Origin of the sequence: Bradyrhizobium sp. RT6a (assembly GCF_040547675.1) — a bacterium.
Classification (GTDB): domain Bacteria; phylum Pseudomonadota; class Alphaproteobacteria; order Rhizobiales; family Xanthobacteraceae; genus Bradyrhizobium.
Genome location: NZ_JBEPQC010000009.1, coordinates 24,897 through 42,585, shown reverse-complemented (window position 1 = coordinate 42,585; position 17,689 = coordinate 24,897). Strand labels below are relative to the sequence as shown.

Here is a 17,689-nt window from a genome sequence, read left to right as displayed (position 1 = left end):
CCTCGCAACACCGCTTATACTTTTACTGCCTACTCATCGACACGGGGAACCCGCCAGGTGCGGTTCGAGTGCCCCGCGTAAGAGTAGAAGCGTATGAACACCGCACGCATTGTCGTTCTCGTCATCGCACTGGGCGCCGGCGGCGTCGCTGCGTATCTGGCGAGCGGCTATGACAACAAGCCCGCGCCCGTTCTCCCCGTCGCCGAGAAGCTGCCGACGGTCGAGGTCCTGGTCGCCAAGAACGATATCCAGCTCGGCCAAGCCGTGAAGCCCGAGGACCTGCAATGGCAGGTCTGGCCGGCGGCGACCGCGAGCAGCGCCTTCATCCGCCGTGACAACAGGCCCGAGGCGCAGACCCAGATCGCAGGCTCGATTGCACGTGTGCCCTTGATGCAGGGCGAGCCGATCCGCGAGCAGAAGCTGGTCAAGGCCGACGGCTCCGGCTTCATGGCCGCGATCCTACCGTCGGGCATGCGCGCCGTCTCCACCGAGATTTCAGCCGAGACTGCCGCCGGCGGTTTCATCCTGCCGAATGACCGCGTCGACATCATGCTGACCCGCCGCCTGAAGAATCCTGACGGGGCCGGCGGTAACGACCTCATCCTGTCCGAAGCGATCCTGACCAATATTCGCGTGCTCGCGATCGACCAGGCGCCGAAGGAAAAAGACGGCCAGAACGCCGTCGTCGGCAGGACCGTCACGCTCGAGCTCAAACCCGACCAGGTCGCCGCGCTATCGGCAGCGCGCCAGGGCGGCACGCTGACACTCGCGCTGCGCAGCATCGTCGATGCCAACTCGATCGACAGCGCGCCCGAGGACCAGGCGAGCAAGCGGTCCGGCGGGGTCAACGTGATCCGCTACGGCGTACAGGCGCGGCAACTGACGTCACAGAAGTGATGGGGATATGATGAACTTTGGGGATGATCGGACGAGCATGCGCATTCGGGGGAATCGCGCACGCTCGTTCTGGACGGGGACGATGCTGATCCTGGGGCTCCTCGCAGCCCCCGATGTCGCCAGCGCCGCAGATGCACCGGTCGGCGACCAGGCACCGATGCAGGCAACGGATCTCGATCTGTCGCCGGTCGGGACGATCGTGCCGGCGAAGACGCGCTTCCTGTCGCTCGGCGTCGGCAAGTCCGCCGTCATCGATCTGCCGCGCGACGTCAAGGACGTGCTGGTCGCCGATCCCAAGATCGCCAATGCCGTGATCCGCTCGGCCCAACGCGCCTATATCATCGGCGGACAGGTCGGCCAGACCAACGTCGTGTTCTTCGCCGCCGACGGCCAGCAGGTGGCCGCCTACGACATCGCGGTGAAGCGCGATCTCAACGGCATGCGCACGGCACTGCGTCAGGCGCTGCCGGGCGTGCAGATCGAAGGCGTCGGCGACAGCGTGATGCTGACCGGCTCGGTGTCGAGCCCGGTCGAGGCCCAGCAGGCCGGCGACGTCGCCGCGAAACTGGTCGGCGGCTCCGACAAGGTGGTCAACAACATCGTCGTGCGCGGCCGCGACCAGGTGATGCTCAAGGTCGTGGTCGGCGAAGTGCGCCGCGATATCGTCAAGCAGTTGGGCGTCGATCTCAGCGCCAGCCTGAACGCCGGCACCGCGGTGGTGAACTTCAACAATTCCAACCCGTTCTCGGTCAGCGGCGGACCGATCGTCAGCAACAACGGATTAGGTGTGGCCGGCCTCACCAAGGGCTTCGCGACCGTCAGCGCCACGATGCGTGCGATGGAAAGTGCCGGTGTCATGCGCACGCTCGCCGAGCCGAGCCTGACCGCGATCTCCGGCGAATCCGCCACCTTCATCGCCGGCGGCGAATTCCCCATTCCGTCGGGCTATGCCTGCGATCCCGTCACCCACGTTTGCACCACCCAGATCACCTACAAGAAGTTCGGCATCTCCCTGAACTTTACCCCGGTCGTGCTGAGCGAGGGCCGCATCAGCCTGCGGGTGATGACCGAGGTGTCCGAGCTGTCGAACCAGAGCGCCATCACCGTTACCCAGGCGCTGTCCTCGACCTCGACCAACTCGATCACCATCCCCTCGATCCAGACACGCCGCGCCGAAACGACGCTGGAAATTCCCTCGGGCGGCTCGATGGCGATGGCCGGCCTGATCCAGCAGCAGACCAAACAGGCGATCAACGGCCTGCCCGGCGTCGACCAGGTGCCGATCATCGGCGCGCTGTTCCGCAGCCAGGACTTCGTCAACAACGAGACCGAGCTGATGGTGATCGTGACCCCCTATGTGGTGCGCGCGGTGGCTCAGAAGGAGCTGTCCCGGCCCGACGACGGCTTCGCGCCCGCGTCTGATGCCCAGACGGCGCTGCTCGGCCGCATGAACCGCCTCTATGGCATCGCGCGCCGCGTCGATCCGATCGCGGGCACGCCGGGCGATTTCGGCTTCATCATCGACTGATGACGAACGGACGGCTTGGGGAACGGGACAAGAGACGGGGCACGAGGGGATGAAGCGATGAGGAAGACCATGGCCGATCGGCGTCGCACGTTGAGCGTCGCGCTGGCCTTGACGGGGCTCTCCGTGATGCTGGGCGCCTGCAACACCACCGGCGAGATCGTCACCCAGACGGTGCCGACCGACTATCGCCAGCGTCACCCGATCGCGGTCGAGGAAGCCAAGAAGTCGATCGTGATCTTCGTCGGCAAGGCTCGCGGCGGTCTCTCGGCCGCGCAGCACGCGGACGTCGCCGGCATTGCCCGGGACTGGGTGCGCGAAGGCACCGGCTCGGTGGTCGTCGACGTCCCCGTCCACGCCGCGAATTCGCGCGCGGCGGCAGCGACCTATCACGAGATCCGTTCCGTGCTCGCATCCGGCGGCGTACCCGCGCGTGCGATCGTCCAGCATCCCTATCGGCCCGAGGATCCCGGACTGCTGCCCACCATCCGCTTGAGCTATTCCCGGATCGCCGCGGTCGCCGGCCCCTGCGGGCTGTGGCCGGAAGATATCGGCCCCTCCATCCTCGACCCCGGCTACAACGAGAACCGGCCCTATTTCAATCTGGGCTGCGCCAACCAGCGCAACCTCGCGGCAATGATCGACAATCCGGCCGACCTCGAGCAGCCGCGGTCCGAGACGCCGGCCTATAACGCTCGGCGTGACATGGCCTTCGAGCGCTATCGCAAGGGAACGCCGATCGCGACCATGAATCCAGACGCCGACAAGGCCAAACTCAGCGACACAGGCAGATGACACGCGTCCACGACGAAGAAGCGGACGATCCGCAGCACCCCGAGGAACACATTGCGCCGGTTCCTCGCATTTCCGTGCAGGCCTTTTGCGAGACCGAGCAGACGCTCGCCGCGGTGACCGCGGCCGGGCAGGATCGCCGTCTCGCCAAGGCGCATCTCACTGCCAAGGACGGGGGCCTCGCGGCGGCCATCGAAGTCTATGAAACGATGCCGACGCCGAACGTCATCGTGATCGAATCCGACGGCACGCGCGACATCCTCGAGGGCCTCGACGATCTCGCTGGCGTCTGCGATCCCGGCACCCGTGTTGTCGTGATCGGCAATCCCAGCGACACCGCGCCCTATCGCGAGTTGGTCCGCCGCGGCGTCAACGACTATGTGGTGGGACCGGTCGAAACGCTCGACGTCGTCCGCTCGATCTGCAGCCTGTTCTCGGCGTCCGAAACCATCATCACTGGCCGCGTCATCGCGGTGGTAGGCGCCAAGGGCGGTGTCGGCGCCTCCACCGTCGCGCACAATGTGGCCTGGACCATCGCCCGCGACCTCGCGCTCGATTCCGTCGTGATCGATCTCGACCTCGCCTTCGGCACCGCGGGTCTCGACTACAACCAGGACCCGGTGCAGGGCATCGCAAATGCGGTGCTGTCGCAGGATCGGCCGGACACGGCCCTGATGGAGCGTCTGCTCTCCAAATGCACCGAGCGTCTCAGCCTGCTTGCTGCGCCTGCCACCCTTGACCGCGTCTACGATTTCGGCGCGGAGGCCTTCGACGCGGTGTTCGACACGCTGCGCATGACCACGCCCTGCATCGTGCTCGACGTTCCCCACCAATGGTCGGGCTGGACGCGGCGTGCGCTGGTCAACGCGGACGACATCGTGATCGTGGCCGAGCCCGATCTTGCGAACCTGCGCAACACCAAGAACATGCTGAACGTGTTGAAGGCGGCGCGGCCGAACGACCGGCCACCGCTCTACTGCATCAACCAGGTCGGCATGCCGAAGCGGGCGGAGATCGAGGTCAAGGCATTCGCCAAGACCATGGAGAGCCAGCCGATCGCGGTGATCCCGTTCGATTCGAAGCTGTTCTCGACCGCGGCCAACAACGGCCAGATGATCGCGGAGGTCTCCAAGAGCCACCGCACCACCGAGCTGTTCCAGAACATGGCGAACCGCCTCGCCGGGCGCGGCGAAGTGAAGAAGCCGAAGCGTTCGCTGCTCGGGCCGCTGCTGAAGAGGCTGAAGGGCAGGTCGGGGCGCGCGTCAGCCCCGCATCGCAAAGCGTCCTGACCAAGGATCCTGATCGAGGCGTTCTGACCAAGGCGTCCTGACACGCGCGCGGGCGGGTTACTTCTCGGCCCGCTGCTGCTTCTTCACCAGCAACTGCCGCAGCGCCGTGACCTTTGCCGCCGCCTGATCCGGCGGCAGGTCCGCCTTCACCATGGTTTCGGCCTCGGCCTGCTTTCCTTGCAGTCCCAGCACGAGCGCGAGATTGGCGCGCACGCGGGAATCGGCGGGATTGCGCTCGTGCGCCCGGCGCATCGTTTCCTCTGCCCGCGGCAGATTGTTCTGCAGCATGTAGGACAGCCCGAGATTGGACAGCACCGACGGCTCCTCCGGCACGATCTTCAGCGCGGCGGCGTAGTATTGCTGCGCCTCCTCGTTGCGACCGAGCTGATCGAGCGCGGCGCCCTGCGCCGACAGGATATGCCAGTCGGGATCCTCGGGCGAATGCGCGCGGCCGAGGACGTCGAACGCCTGCTGGAAACTGCCGCTGTCGGCAAGCGCGCGGCCATAGCCGGCGAGCAGCGCCTTGTTGGTGGAATGGGCGAGCACGGCCTGCTCCAGTACCGCGAGCGCCTGCGCGCGCTGGCCGGTCTGGCGCAACGCCTTGCCGTATTCGAGCGCGACGTTGGGATCGCCAGGCTTGGCGCGATAGCGCTCGCGCAGCGCATCCATGTCCGGCTTTGCTTCCGGCTTGGCGTCGGCCCTGCCGGCCGTGTCCGACTTTCCGCCGAGCGCGCCGGTGATGTCCTCGATGCCGGTGGTCTGACAGCCGCCGAGGGCCAGGATCAGAAGCGCGGAAAACAGATATCTCGCCGGAGGAGAGGCGACGGACGAACGCTTGGACATACTCTGATCACTCGGCGACTGATCAGAGATGCTTACCGATTAACGCTAAAGTCCCGTTAAGGCGGGGCGCTTCCGATAGCTCAGTCGGTGAATTCAGCGCCGAACTCGCAGCCGATGCGCCAGCGCAGGCGGCACTGGCGGGAATAGTCGGGCGCGAAGATGATGGTGAATTGCGGCGGCACTTCCAGAAATTCCGCCACCACTTTCACGCCGCCATCCGAAATATCCGTGATCGTGCAGTCCCGCGGCAGCGAACCCGCGCCAAAATGAATCTTGGCGAGCCGCGTGCACATCCGTCGTTCGCTTCTCCGGCGATTTGCAAGCATTTGAATTGTTCACCCGTTAGACCACGGCCCATCCCGCAGCCCTAGGAGTAGCGGACATTCGTTGGAATGTGCTGAGCAGAGCAGCTTGCATTCGAGGCGTAGTGTCTTCGTCGTGTTTACGATGGGTTAGGGTCTTGCGGCCCCCCTCGACATGTTCCCGTATTGTTCTTGCCAGAAGTGGTGCGCTCTGCTACCCCTAATTGTGCAAAAGGGCAGGCTGGTGCGGGCATGGTTCAACGCGTTTCTACCGTCGCCTTTGAGGGAATCGAGGCCCGCGCGGTCGACGTGCAGGTGCAGGTCGCGCCCGGTCTGCCGGCTTTCGCAATAGTGTTTACAATAAACCCGGAACTTGTTAGCCAGGGGGTCGGGGCTCAGTCCCCTGAAGCCCCCGGTGACGGATGCCCCGCGCCTACTCTTACCTCCGTATGTCTACGGCCCCGCAACTCAAGGGCGATAGTCGCCGCCGACAGCTTGAAGCATCCCGGACCTATGCGGCTGCTAACGGCCTGGAGTTGGCCGGCGATGCCGAGCTTGAGGACATCGGCGTGTCAGCCTTCAAAGGCGACAACGTACGCGACGGGGCTCTTGGGCAGTTTTTAGATGCGGTAAGGTTAGGGACGGTCGCTTCCGGATCGTTTCTCATCGTCGAATCGCTGGATCGACTCAGCCGTCAGGAGGTGCGTTTTGCTCAGTCGCTGTTTCTGAGCATCATCCAGGCAGGCATCAACGTCGTGACCCTGATGGACGGCAAGGTCTATCGACCGGAGACCGTCGACGTGGGTGACCTCATCCTCTCACTCGTCATCATGAACCGGGCTCACGAAGAGTCGGCGACCAAGAGCAGACGCATCGCGGCTGCTTGGCAAAATAAGCGCACGCTCGCGTCGCAGAAGCCGATGACAAAGTGGTGCCCCGCTTGGCTGAAGCTCGCGGACGATAGGAAGAGCTACGAGGAAATCGCAAGCCGGGTTGAGGTCGTTCGACAGATATTTCGGGACACAGCCGATGGCTTAGGGATGTATTCCATCGCGGCTCGGCTTAATCGCGCCAACGCTGAGACTTTTGGTGGACCAAACGGCTGGCACCAATCTTACATTGCGAAGATCTTGGCCAATCGGGCGGTGCTAGGTGAGTCTCAACCTCACGTCAGGCGCGACGGGAAGCGTGTTCCTCATGGCGACCCGGTTCAGGACTACTACCCGGCGATAGTCGACGAAGAATTGTTTTACCGGGCGCAAGTCGCAAAAGCTGAACGTCGAGTCAACGGAGCCGGTCGCAAGGGTCATGGGTTTTCAAACCTGTTTTCCGGTCTCGCGCGTTGTGCTTACTGCAATGGTCCAATCCTTTTCGAGAACAAGGGTTCTGCGCCGAAGGGCGGAAACTACCTCATCTGCGATTCGGCGAAGCGTCATATCGGTTGTCCGAGCGTCCGGTGGCGGTACCGGGATTTTGAAGTGTCGTTCCTGCGCTTTGTCGAAGAGCTCGATCTCACAAGCGTCATTGACGGTTCATCGACGAGTCAACGCAAATTGATTGAGGACGAGATCAGCTCGTTGCAGGGCGAGGCCGCTAGCCTTTCGGATTTGATGGAAAAGACCTATCGTCTCCTAACAGAAGACGCTTCGCTGCCTTTCGTCAAAGGAAAGCTCAGCGAATTGGCCGCTCGGCGGAACGACTTGGCAGTTGCCATCGAACGCAAGTCCAAGGCGCGAGATGAAGCAGCTTCGAGTTCTGAGCAACGGAATAAGAGCACAGCCGAGATCAAGGACCTGATTAGACAAATTCAAGCAGCGGGTGACAAGGATCAATATGCGCTCCGGGCGCGAGTTTCTTCCCACCTGAAAGCTCTGATCGCAGACCTCAAGGTAGGCTCAGTTGGCTACAAGGGCGGGAAGATAATCGACCCGGCAGAAGACCGGCAGGCGTTCTACATCGATCGCTACATGAGCGACGGCGGCGTTCGTGATCGGAGATACTTCGCAATCACCTTCCGAAACCATCGAGTGCGAATTGTTTTTCCGGATGATGCCGACCCGTTCGAGTACAAGCAAATGATCCAGATCGCTCACGCGGGCGATCCCAATTACAGGACCCCGGAGCAGATCGAGGTCGAGCAAGCCGAGATGGTCGAACAGCTGAGGAGCACAGGCATCATCTCACCCTAAATCGAGGCCGATTTCCGCGTGAACGCTTGCCCGGTCAAGCACCATCGTTCGCCTTGAGAAACAGCGATTTGATACTAGGACGGTAAGCATCCCAGAGGGTCGTGTGAACACAGACCTCGCCCGGCGCGGACCACTCGGCAGGTATCCGTCTCCCGGTGGATGGATCAACGTGCCAAGATGTGACACGGGACGCAATTCGATCATGAACCCCGGCGCCAAAAAAGCAGTAAGCCTGGTCCGGTAGTATTCCTTGCGCTTTGTGATCCCATACCAAAAGGCCTACAGCCATCAATGCTGCAATAACGATGTCTCTCATCAGACTATCCTATGCTTTAAAGTCGACACGCTGGAATTACCAATGACACTTTGCGATCAACGCCTTGAGCATGCCCACGACGCGCTGCTCGGTTGCGGGGTAGGGGAAACCTTGGTAAGGCGAATACACGATGCCGAGCGCGGACATTCGAAGCTGTAGTCCCGATGAAGATAGGTCGAGGCTCCGCAAGAGGTCGCTACCCGAGTAGGGCTGCATGCGTTCCGACCACCTGCGCTCTTCAGCAGACAGTGCTTGCCTCCGCGCACTCGGGTCCGGATAGGAGGCCGAGAGGTGCGCTTCCAGCGGGGGCGGCGGGAGAGAGACCCAAACTTCTGGCTTGTCGGACATAGCCACTCTGAACGTCGGCACGCTCGCCTCTGTAACGTCGAAGCCAAGGTTGATCGTCGGTTTGAGGCTGATTCGGCTTTCGTTAAGGGATCGAAGATCAAGAGTTGCTTCGCGAGCGATCGGCAATGAGCCGTCGATCGTTCCATCCCACTTGCGGTGCACGTCGGGCGGCAACGCCCGACGTTCGACGACAGTCATCCGGCACTCGTCCGGATAGTGTATCTCCATGGTCGCGCCAAAGCGCGCGAAACACTTGATCCGATCCGCGTACGGTTGCCCCGGGATACAATCGCCGACCAACTTGGTCATGACCCAGTTGCGCTTGATCAGGGCACCAAATTCTTGCTCGGGACTGGCCGCTTCCATCGCGAGCGACGGGCCGGGACGGACGCGATCGACCGGTTGGCCGATGGCTTCGTGTGTGGGGAGCAGCCATGCGCAAGCAGACAGAGCGGCGCTTGCTGCAATGCAAGTCCTCATTCCAAACCAACTTACCATTTCCCCCTCACCGCTCCTCGATACTTTGAGGCTTAAAAGCCGTGGGCGAATAAACCACAGGTTGGTCTGGTCCGTACATGGACCTGCGCCAAGTTTTTGCGACCAACCTCAGGCGCATCCGGCATGACCGGAAGCTGTCCCAGGAGCGGCTGGCGAACGATGCTGGGGTGGACCGGGCCTACCTGAGCCGGGTCGAGCGGGCCGTGACCTACGTGGGCCTGGAGATCATCGAAAAGCTGGCCAAGATCCTGGACGTGGACCCGGCCGAGTTCTTTCGGAAGCCGGCAAGGACAGGTGCCCGCCGAAAGGCCGGCTGAGCCCCTTCCAGCCCAGGCCTGCCTTCCCCGGGATGACCGGAAGGGCATGACCAGCCCCGTTACCCACCGGGTCAGGAGAGCTTTCCGGCTTGGCTCCTTCTCGTCGTGACTTTATGCGCGAAAGCGCTGGACGAAATGGATTCGTCCGGGAGACATGCCATGCCGGACTCAAAGGCAAGCTGGACGAGCGACAGCACGTCGAGGGAAGGATGCTTGCCAGCGCTGACGGCGTGGGCGGACAGCCTGGTATAGCGGGCATTGACGGCGACGTCGCAAGGACCGGGCGGCCGAGCAAGTCACGTCCGAGAATCGTCTTCCTCAGTTTGGGACTAAGGGCCGGACGAGCGTCTCCAATCGCTCATGGAAGGGAATGCGCACCGGAGCGGCCCGTGTCCGGTTGGAAGTCCGACAGACGGGTTGGGGGCAGAGTTGCGTGAGAGTCAGTGCCTTAGTGAGCGGGTCTGCTAAGCTCGCGTAGCATGGTCTCGGGGTTGAAGCCGCCGCGCAGCATTAGCCATTTGTCCAGAGCTCGCATTTCGAACAGGGCGCGTGACATCGCCCCGCCGTCGAGCGTCTCGATGGAGAGGCCTCGCCGAGCTAGGTTCTGGTCGAAAGCTGGTTTTTCCGAGAGGACCGCTCGCATATAGTTGCGATAGCTGTGCGGACTGATACCCTTCCCAGCCCTTCGAAGCGCGTTTTGCACGCGAGCGTCATAGGGAATGTAGACCAACGGGCAAACAGCCAGCGCGAGCTTGGAGAGCATCGACGTCGGCCGCCCCAACGTCGCCCCCTCCTTCAGTGCTTTCGCGCTAAGGTCTTCGATCACTCCATAAGCTTCATCCGAAGCGTGATCGATACCCAGCAGGGTTGGCATCACGTGGTCGTTGAGAAAGTTCAAAAGCGCTCCCCGCTTATTGAGCGGATTTGACCGTGCGAGCATCCACAGATTGAGAAAGCGTGCGAGGCCATCCGCGTCCAATCGCCTAGCCGTCCGGATTGCTTCGGCGTACCGGCCTTCTGATCCTTGCCAGCACGCAACGGCTGCGCGAGCAGCCAATTCCTCGTGGTCCATGCTTCCCCCGCTAAGCTTGCTGAGCGCCAATAATACCCATGGATTTCAAGTACCATCTACTAAATGTGGTGGCCTGCCAGTGGGGGGCGAAACCGGACAAAGGCGTTACCTTTGTCCGGCTGATAGCTAGGCCGCTTTCCGGGCCTTGCCGATGCCGCCGGTCTTGGCTGCTTGGCTGAAGTGCTCGTCCAGCTCGCCGGCCCGGACCGCTCCGATCAGGGCATCGATGACGGCCGGGAGCTTCTCCTTCGATCCGACGACGATGCCCGCCTTGCCCTTCTCGAACTCGACCGGCTTTGAGCCGAACTTGATGGACATGACCACCTGTCCACTAGCGTCTGTCTTCCACCAGGCCCGGACCGCCTGCTGCTTAGTGGTGGGCTGACGCTCCCCGTTGACCTTAGTCCATCGCTGGACTGTCCGGACGTGGTTCGGGTCGCCAAGGAGCAGCTTCTGCTCTTCCAGCTTGGTGATGAACTTGGTCCGGCGCATCTGGACTGGATCGTTACCTGCCTTGGGCAGCGCGGTGAACGACAAGGACTTGAGGATCGGCATTGGGGTTCTCCGATGTTGGATAAACCCGCCCGATCCTAACCGCATGCATCACGTTGTACATGCCCAGAAACGTGTCAGGTATCGAGCTTCTTTACGATTTGCTCCCAATCCTGTGAAAGAGCCGAATTTAATTCGTCGAACACCCTCGACGAAAGGGAAATTCCCGCTTGAGCTTTACTCGTTTCGTAACGGAGAAGGTAGTCGACCGTTCGCGCCTTAAATTCCTTGGAACGCTTGTCGCCGGACGTTTGTATCAATCCATAAAAGTCGTCATAGACCCGCTCAAATCGTGTACGGAGCCATTCCATCCGGATCCAACGAGAAAAAATCTCCTCGCTGAATATCACCTGAGCGACGGCAGTCACGAGAGCTAAGTCCGTTGCTCTATTGAGAACGGCGACCATCCACGCAACTGCATAAGCCGCGATGATTGCCCGTTCCCGCCTCAACATCCTTTGCAAAATGATCTTGCTGAAGAACGCGTTCTCAAGAGTCGAGTAAGCGATTCGTGCAAACGGATCTGTCGCGGTGTTATTGAAATAGCCTTTTGATGTCTCTGCAATCAACGAGACTTCAAATACCTGCGAAACAAAGTCCGAATTCCGCTTCTCATGGGCCCTGGTAGACCAATATAGCCGCGCCATCGAGCTCAAAAGAAAAAAAAGGACTACAGTGATAACGAAAGTTGCCTGAACCACGTCATACAAGATCGGAGAAGAAGGTCGTTCAATTTGTAGCGCCGCGATAGAAGACGCAGCAGCGGCCCAGAAGATCACAGTCGACCAGCGTTCAGCCGTGCCGAGCGGGGCGTAGTATCGCGGACCCAACGGGTCAGATCGGGATCCCGACGGCTCCGGTTGCGGAGGGGCAGTGTTTTGCAACTAGGTTACCTCCTGATCTCCGACGGCGACGACACCCACTTCGACCAACTTTGTCCTGAGTAGTTTCGCCACTCCTTCACCTTCAACAAGTATTCCAATTTCAGCGCCTCTTGCTCTCGTTCCACTCACAACTGTTGACATCCAGTTGAAACTGGTGACTGCAATGGCGTCGTCATCAAAGCTCAAAAACTTGGCGTGAAAGTTGGGCGTAACGGTTATGTCCATCCCACGAGCCTTAATCTGATCAGGCTCTGGTCGTCTGCCTTCATCTCTTAGAAGTTTCGAGGCGCGACAGTAGAATAGATCCACTTTACATTGGTCGGAGGCCGCCTCTGTCATTGGAACCAAAACTGAAGTCTCCGCTGAGAGGCCGAAAAGGTCGCAGCCGATGGCGATGCGCTTCTTGGCGAAATCTCTTGCATACGTGACACATGCATAGTGATCGTCATCAAGAAGCAGCATAATCTCGTGCTGACCTTTCTCCTGGGTCGCAGGAATCTTTTGCTTCAACTCGGACCAGTGCCTATCAAGCCTTCGCGCGAGAGGGCTCCAGCCCCCCGACGCTGGAAGTTGAGCTGCAATGAGCCGGCTCAAGACGTAGGCGGCAAATCTTTGATTTCGTACTCTCACTGAAATTTCTGTCCAATCGAATTCCGTGGACAGGAAATTGCAGCTCCCGACGATTGTCGCCCATCCACCGCCCTGAATTTCATCATACATGATGACTTTGGCATGAGATCCAGAGGAGACCGACGACAGTTGCACCTTCGGCCTTAGCGCGCGCGGGAGTCGGTCGAGAACCTTCTCTGTATCGGTGATCGGCTTACGAGGGATATTTTGCTCCGGGTCGTTGTGCAAACCCCATAGCAACTCTACCCGGACATTCCTCAAGGCTGCCTGTTCGAGCTCTGGCAGTAGTTGCTCGACCGTATCTGGAGCCACGAAGCAAGAATGGATAATCAGTGTTGTCTTCGCCTGAGCTAGAGCACTCCTAATCAACTCTCGATGCTGAGGACCGCCTACAATAACATCTTCATCTTGAATTTCGGCGAAGAGCCCTACATTTCTCGACAGCTCAAGCTTAGAGCGCGCTTCTTCCGACGAATCTGGAAATGCCCGTGACCATCTTACGATGGCATCGTTCAAGTTAAGCGACGCCGATTGCGGCAATCCGCCTGCTACTCTATCAAAAGCGATTGTGACCCTGGCATATGGCTTCGACGGTGTCCGAAATTGGGGCAGAGACGGTTCAAGCGCCTCATCCATATTGAGATAGAAGAGATCCCGGATGCCCCCGTCCGCAGGATCATATGTGTGAAGAATTGGATCCAGGACGTTCGCATCTGCAGGAAGGTCTCGTTCGTACACGAGATCGAGCTCATCAGCTCGAAACCACGATCCCGTCAATCTATCGACGCAGAGGGACTGCCATTTCGTCTCTCTTTGCAAGGTAACGGGGAGGTCTTGTTCGTCTGAATGCCTCATGCCGGCTGCAGTTGCTGTAAAGTATACGCCCCTGTCGGTAGAGCGTACTTCAACCCAACTCGTGCGCATCAAATTGATCATTGCCTCAATTACTAGGCGGTCTGGCATCCTAGTCGCCTTAGATAATTCTGCGACCGTACGACGTCTGGCCGCAACTTCGACGAGGAGAAGTTGCTCCAAGATGCTCCAACGACGTCCAAAGCTGACAACGTAGCTGACCGCCATTCGGTAGAGTGGGACATACACCGTTTTCATGGCTTGTATTTGACCTTCGCCAAAGTGCCAGCAGTTAGCGCCTTTTTAAACTGCTGCATCATGTCATTGATGTACGAGTATTCATCGTCAGCCGTCGTGAATTCGTTATACCGCGTGTCGAAGAAATCCCAGCTGCCAATGATGATTAGCTTATGCCGCGCACGGCTAAGGAGCACATTCATTCGATTTGATTCCTTGAGGAAGCCGACACTTTTCCAAGGAACGAGAGCGTTATTTCGCACCAAACTGACAACAACGACGTCAGCTTCCGACCCTTGAAACTCATCAACGGTTGCCCCCATGCGCGTTCCAAGATGAAGATCGAAGGGATCCTTGAACATATTCGTCAGCAAGCCACCTTTTTGAGCTTTTTCGACAGCGCCGCGAATTGCTCTCAGTTGATCGTTGTATGGCGATAGAATTTGTATTTCACATGGGTCTTGCCCGCGAGGTCGGAGCTCCCGCAATACTCTTGGGACCAGATTAGCTTCTACAGACGACAGAAACAGACCGTCGGTCTCTCCTTCCGCGAAATGTTCCTTCTGAACCCAAGGTACATCGCACCAAACAATACGAGCTTGCGGAAGCCACGAGTCGTTCGGGATAATGAAAGGTGCTGGATTGAGAAATTTGTCGTGCGTTTCCTTGGGAGACGTCAGAATCGTGCCGCCAAATTCGTCGGGGTAAAAGACGTTGCCAACAAGATCGGCGATATGAGGGTGCATACGATGTTGATCGGTCAACGTTGCCGCAGGTCCCAACCGACCGTCAGCTTGAACACTGTTCTCGAACAATTCGGCAAACAACGTGACCATGCGTCGCCACAACGCACATCGCTCCTCAAGAGGAGACCTTCCCTCGTCTTCGTCTGCAATCGACGGATCGATTAGGCCCGGTGCGAATGGCGCTCCAGTTTGAATAGCTTTGCGGACCTTGAGCGGGTCACCCAGAAGGTCTTTGAATGTGCGCACATTAAACGGAGGAAGTTGATGATGATCTCCGATCAGGAGGATACGGTGGCTCTCCTGAAGTGCCACGGCCATATCGAAGCCGTGCGCTTTGGCAGCTTCCTCGATGATGGACCAATCGAACCTCCGTCCTCTAGTTGCTAAATCGGCCAATTCGGCCGAATTTGACGTTGAGAACGTCAGATTTGCAGCGTCTTGGACAAGGCGCTGCATTGTGCCGACCTCCACCTCGGCGCCATCACTAGCTCCAGTCGCAGCCGCGGAGATGCGCAATCTCAAATATTCGGGAGCAGAAGCTGCAAGTTCACTCTCGTTAAGTGCACGGATCAAAGCACCGGTTACCGGCCCTAGATCATGTTCCGTTTCTTCATTTGCTCCCAAACGTACCAAAATAGGTCTATCGGAGCCACTCTCCGCCACAAACAGTTTGGCGAGCTTCTTTCGAACGTCATCGACCGTGTGATGTGAATGTGCCGTGACAAGGATCTGCGAGCTACGATCTGCAGTAAACAGCCTGTCCGCGAACGCCTGGATGAGGGTCGTCTTGCCTGTTCCTGGTGGGCCCTGAATTGCGAATGAGGGTTGTGTTTTCCAAAGCGCTTCGAGAGCTGCCAGCTTCGATGCATCTAACGGGATGTTCGCCGTTCCCGCCGGCAGAGTGTCGGTGCTGCGGTGACTGGCATCCCGTGGCGCGGCTATAACGCGGAGCAGCCCCTCGTGAGAGCGAAGATCTTCGATCGCTTTGTGACGCCGACGAATTTGAGCGAGAGTGCCTCCGTGGTTTCTCGCCAAGTAGAGCCGGCCCTCCTTCAGTCTTGCCGTCCCTTGCGCACGAAAGCGATACTTGGGACCGGAACGTTCCGGCTTGGCACTGACGAAGCGCCAGACTGCGGATGACGACTCGCTGCCGATGGTTTTCCGATCGAGAAACGAGTACCTGTCGCGCTTGGGATCATCCTCATCATCTGCAGAAATAGTTTCCGCACCTAAGTCGAACCAATCTTTTAATTGCTCTGCAGGCGAACCAAACCCGAGGTACCGAGCCAGCTCTGTACGTTCAGGCTCGTCGAATGGAGTTACATCAACGATGGTGTCGCTTGTGGTGTACGATATGTTCGTCACAACGACGGGGCAGACCTGGGCTACAGTCAGAACAGTATCCAGTTGCTGTGTCACGCGGAAAAAATCGTGAACGTCTCTTAAATGAGCCGGAAGACGGACTTTCTCCTTTCGGAATGGATAGACCTTGTCCCATTGTGCACTTCGATCTCGAACCGATCGATAGTTTCGACGAACATGAGGGTATAACTGAATGTCGAGCTTTCGTTGCCCCAAACTGAAATATTGATCGTCGGGAGTGACACGAGGCAGAGGTTCGATACCCTCACAAAAGCCTATGTCCCAAGTGCTCAACCCATCGGCATCCCATTGCCGAACACGGTACTCCAACTTCTCACCCTTGAGTACAAAATGAGGATAAGGGCTGGTACGAGCTATAATACGAACGTCACCGCGCAAATCGAACTTCATCCAGTCGCGCTGCTTAATGATATCGTGAGCCGGAGCTGACGACAATGACGCGGCTTCAATGGTGCGCTGAAGATCCAATTCCGGGGAAAGACGGACAGCAATCACGAGATCACGTCCGGCTCCCGACGTCGCCACACTAAGCTCCCGAATGATGTTCCTGATCTCGTGAGTTATGCCATCGGACGATGACAGTCGCTGTTCTTCATCTTCTGCAAGTAACTGCAGTATGAATTCCTTTTCTTTCACGCGCAGCGTCGAAAGCCGTTCAACCGAAGCGCGCGCGATGTCTCGGTTCTTGGATGCCCGGATCGGCGCTCCGAAAAGCTCAGCTACCACAAGGCCAAAGTCGAACCAGTCTGTTCCTGTGGAATATTCTCCGGAATCTTCGTCTAGTTCAGGAGCTAGGGGCGAAGTGCCACGCACGACCTGTACGGCCGCTCCCTCCAGACCGACTAGACGCAAAGACCATTCAAACCCGCTTAGACGAAAGTCCGCCTGTCCGTCCGGGCCCACGAAGACCGATTCTGGCAAGAGGGATCTGTGTAGCGTGCCTTCTCCGTGCAATATCGACAGCGCTTCAGCGAGGCGTAGCAAGCCCTCCCAAAGTGGACGTCTTCGGCCGATCTCGCCTAGGTTTAGTAACCAGGGGTGGCGCCCTCGATTCTGTAAAACGTCGGATAACAACATTCGGCGACCACCATCGAGAACTGCATAATAATGCGTCTCGGTCACCTCTAAGTCTCGAAGCCGCATGAACAACTCAGCGGCACCCGGATAGCCCTGGAGACGCATTAAGCTTCTCACCTCGCGATTCCACATCGCTCGAAGTGCTATGCTTTCTTCGGAACGCCGCTGCCAAAGTTTTATGTAATAACGATCACCGGCATCTTCTGCTTGCCAAAGGTCCGGCATTCCTCGAGTCCGGTCACCTGTCACGATCTTTCTGATTAGTCGATATCTGCCAACATATTGATCGGCCATAGTGTCAATCATCCCAAAAGGCGAGCCATGAGCTCTGAGCCTACTGGAAATTGCGCCTTTAGAAGCGCCGGCGCAAATACGGCTTTGGTCGTGTATCTGTAAAGTTGGGGATAGCTAACCAATCGCACTGCAACGGCAACGCCCGCAGGGTCGAAAACTTCGTCAGCTGATCAGAGTCGGGGCCCGTTGGGTGCAGGGGACTGATTATAGAACAACCCTTCTATCATCAGTCCCCTCAAGTCCCTGACCCGGGGGCATTTTTATGTTCAGTAGGAAGCGACCTCTTCTCGGACCGATCACGATTCGGCATCATCGCTGTGTTTTATAACGGGTCGAGAGAGCCGGCGAGTTGCCACGGCTGATTTCTGTGATCAGCCCAAGCGTCTGATTGGGGGGCTGGGGGGTAGCCGAAAATGGGTCCCCGGAAAGGGTAGCACAGCCAGCAAGGATCCTTTGCTGCGAGACCCTTGAAGTCGTTGATCCCGCTTGCTGCACGATCCACTTAAAGCGATGTCTGCTCCTGGGCCGGGAGCGGACGGAATAGCCCCGCGCAAGCGTGTTCGCTAAGGGCCACAAGCGGAAGTCGCTGACGCGCGAAGAAAGATGCTGCCCACTGAGGCGGCTCAACGAGAGCCGCGAAGCTATG

At 58.9% G+C, this 17,689-nt stretch carries 14 protein-coding genes and 1 pseudogene; 7 read left to right on the top strand and 8 right to left on the bottom strand.

Translation table 11 applies throughout. The features are described 5' to 3' along the window. Window positions 1–93 precede the first annotated feature (93 nt). The 4 genes from cpaB to ABIC03_RS32650 are packed head-to-tail and all read left to right on the top strand — an operon-like array spanning window position 94 to window position 4,503. A complete protein-coding gene (gene cpaB, locus ABIC03_RS32665) occupies window positions 94–897 on the top strand; it encodes a Flp pilus assembly protein CpaB (protein ID WP_354064227.1) in 804 nt (267 codons plus the stop codon). Between the two features lie 10 nt (window positions 898–907). Then, the gene (locus ABIC03_RS32660; RefSeq protein WP_354064225.1) at window positions 908–2,425 is read left to right on the top strand and encodes a type II and III secretion system protein family protein; all 1,518 of its coding nucleotides are present in this window, start codon (window positions 908–910) and stop codon (window positions 2,423–2,425) included. 57 nt (window positions 2,426–2,482) lie between these two features. Continuing rightward, the gene (locus ABIC03_RS32655) at window positions 2,483–3,217 is read left to right on the top strand and encodes a CpaD family pilus assembly protein (RefSeq protein ID WP_354064223.1); all 735 of its coding nucleotides are present in this window, start codon (window positions 2,483–2,485) and stop codon (window positions 3,215–3,217) included. After that, on the top strand, window positions 3,214–4,503 hold the full coding sequence (locus ABIC03_RS32650; protein ID WP_354064221.1) for a CpaE/TadZ family protein: 1,290 nt from the start codon (window positions 3,214–3,216) through the stop codon (window positions 4,501–4,503). The genes ABIC03_RS32655 and ABIC03_RS32650 overlap by 4 nt, the downstream gene beginning before the upstream one ends. A gap of 57 nt (window positions 4,504–4,560) precedes the next feature. Here ABIC03_RS32650 and ABIC03_RS32645 read toward each other — a convergent pair whose 3' ends face one another. Continuing rightward, window positions 4,561–5,346, bottom strand: a complete 786-nt coding sequence (locus ABIC03_RS32645; protein ID WP_354064219.1) for a tetratricopeptide repeat protein — start codon at window positions 5,344–5,346, stop codon at window positions 4,561–4,563. A gap of 80 nt (window positions 5,347–5,426) precedes the next feature. After that, complete coding sequence (locus tag ABIC03_RS32640) at window positions 5,427–5,672, bottom strand: PilZ domain-containing protein (protein WP_007598461.1); 246 nt, start codon at window positions 5,670–5,672, stop codon at window positions 5,427–5,429. Window positions 5,673–5,900: 228 nt separating this feature from the next. Here ABIC03_RS32640 and ABIC03_RS32635 point away from each other — a divergent pair. After that, window positions 5,901–6,002 (top strand): annotated as a pseudogene (locus ABIC03_RS32635) (ATP-binding protein); the annotation flags it as partial. 68 nt (window positions 6,003–6,070) lie between these two features. Continuing rightward, complete coding sequence (locus tag ABIC03_RS32630) at window positions 6,071–7,837, top strand: recombinase family protein (RefSeq protein ID WP_354064217.1); 1,767 nt, start codon at window positions 6,071–6,073, stop codon at window positions 7,835–7,837. Window positions 7,838–8,189: 352 nt separating this feature from the next. Here ABIC03_RS32630 and ABIC03_RS32625 read toward each other — a convergent pair whose 3' ends face one another. Continuing rightward, window positions 8,190–8,867, bottom strand: a complete 678-nt coding sequence (locus tag ABIC03_RS32625) for a hypothetical protein (protein WP_354064215.1) — start codon at window positions 8,865–8,867, stop codon at window positions 8,190–8,192. A 209-nt stretch (window positions 8,868–9,076) separates the two neighbouring features. Here ABIC03_RS32625 and ABIC03_RS32620 point away from each other — a divergent pair, with 209 nt between their 5' ends. Further along, entirely contained in the window at window positions 9,077–9,316 is a 240-nt protein-coding gene (locus ABIC03_RS32620; protein WP_354064213.1) for a helix-turn-helix domain-containing protein, read from the top strand. 448 nt (window positions 9,317–9,764) lie between these two features. On the opposite strand, the gene ABIC03_RS32615 is transcribed toward ABIC03_RS32620, so the two are convergent. The 5 genes from ABIC03_RS32615 to ABIC03_RS32595 all read right to left on the bottom strand — a co-directional run bounded on the left by ABIC03_RS32615 (window position 9,765) and on the right by ABIC03_RS32595 (window position 16,974). After that, complete coding sequence (locus ABIC03_RS32615) at window positions 9,765–10,388, bottom strand: hypothetical protein (protein WP_354064212.1); 624 nt, start codon at window positions 10,386–10,388, stop codon at window positions 9,765–9,767. Window positions 10,389–10,514: 126 nt separating this feature from the next. Beyond that, entirely contained in the window at window positions 10,515–10,943 is a 429-nt protein-coding gene (locus tag ABIC03_RS32610; protein WP_354064210.1) for a DUF6641 family protein, read from the bottom strand. Between the two features lie 74 nt (window positions 10,944–11,017). Further along, window positions 11,018–11,824, bottom strand: coding sequence for a hypothetical protein (locus ABIC03_RS32605; RefSeq protein WP_354064208.1), 807 nt, complete (start codon window positions 11,822–11,824; stop codon window positions 11,018–11,020). Beyond that, entirely contained in the window at window positions 11,825–13,417 is a 1,593-nt protein-coding gene (locus ABIC03_RS32600; protein WP_354064206.1) for a phospholipase D-like domain-containing protein, read from the bottom strand. 143 nt (window positions 13,418–13,560) lie between these two features. Beyond that, window positions 13,561–16,974: an AAA domain-containing protein gene (locus tag ABIC03_RS32595; RefSeq protein ID WP_354064204.1), complete on the bottom strand. Its 3,414-nt coding sequence runs from the start codon at window positions 16,972–16,974 to the stop codon at window positions 13,561–13,563. Between the last annotated feature and the right edge of the window lie 715 nt (window positions 16,975–17,689).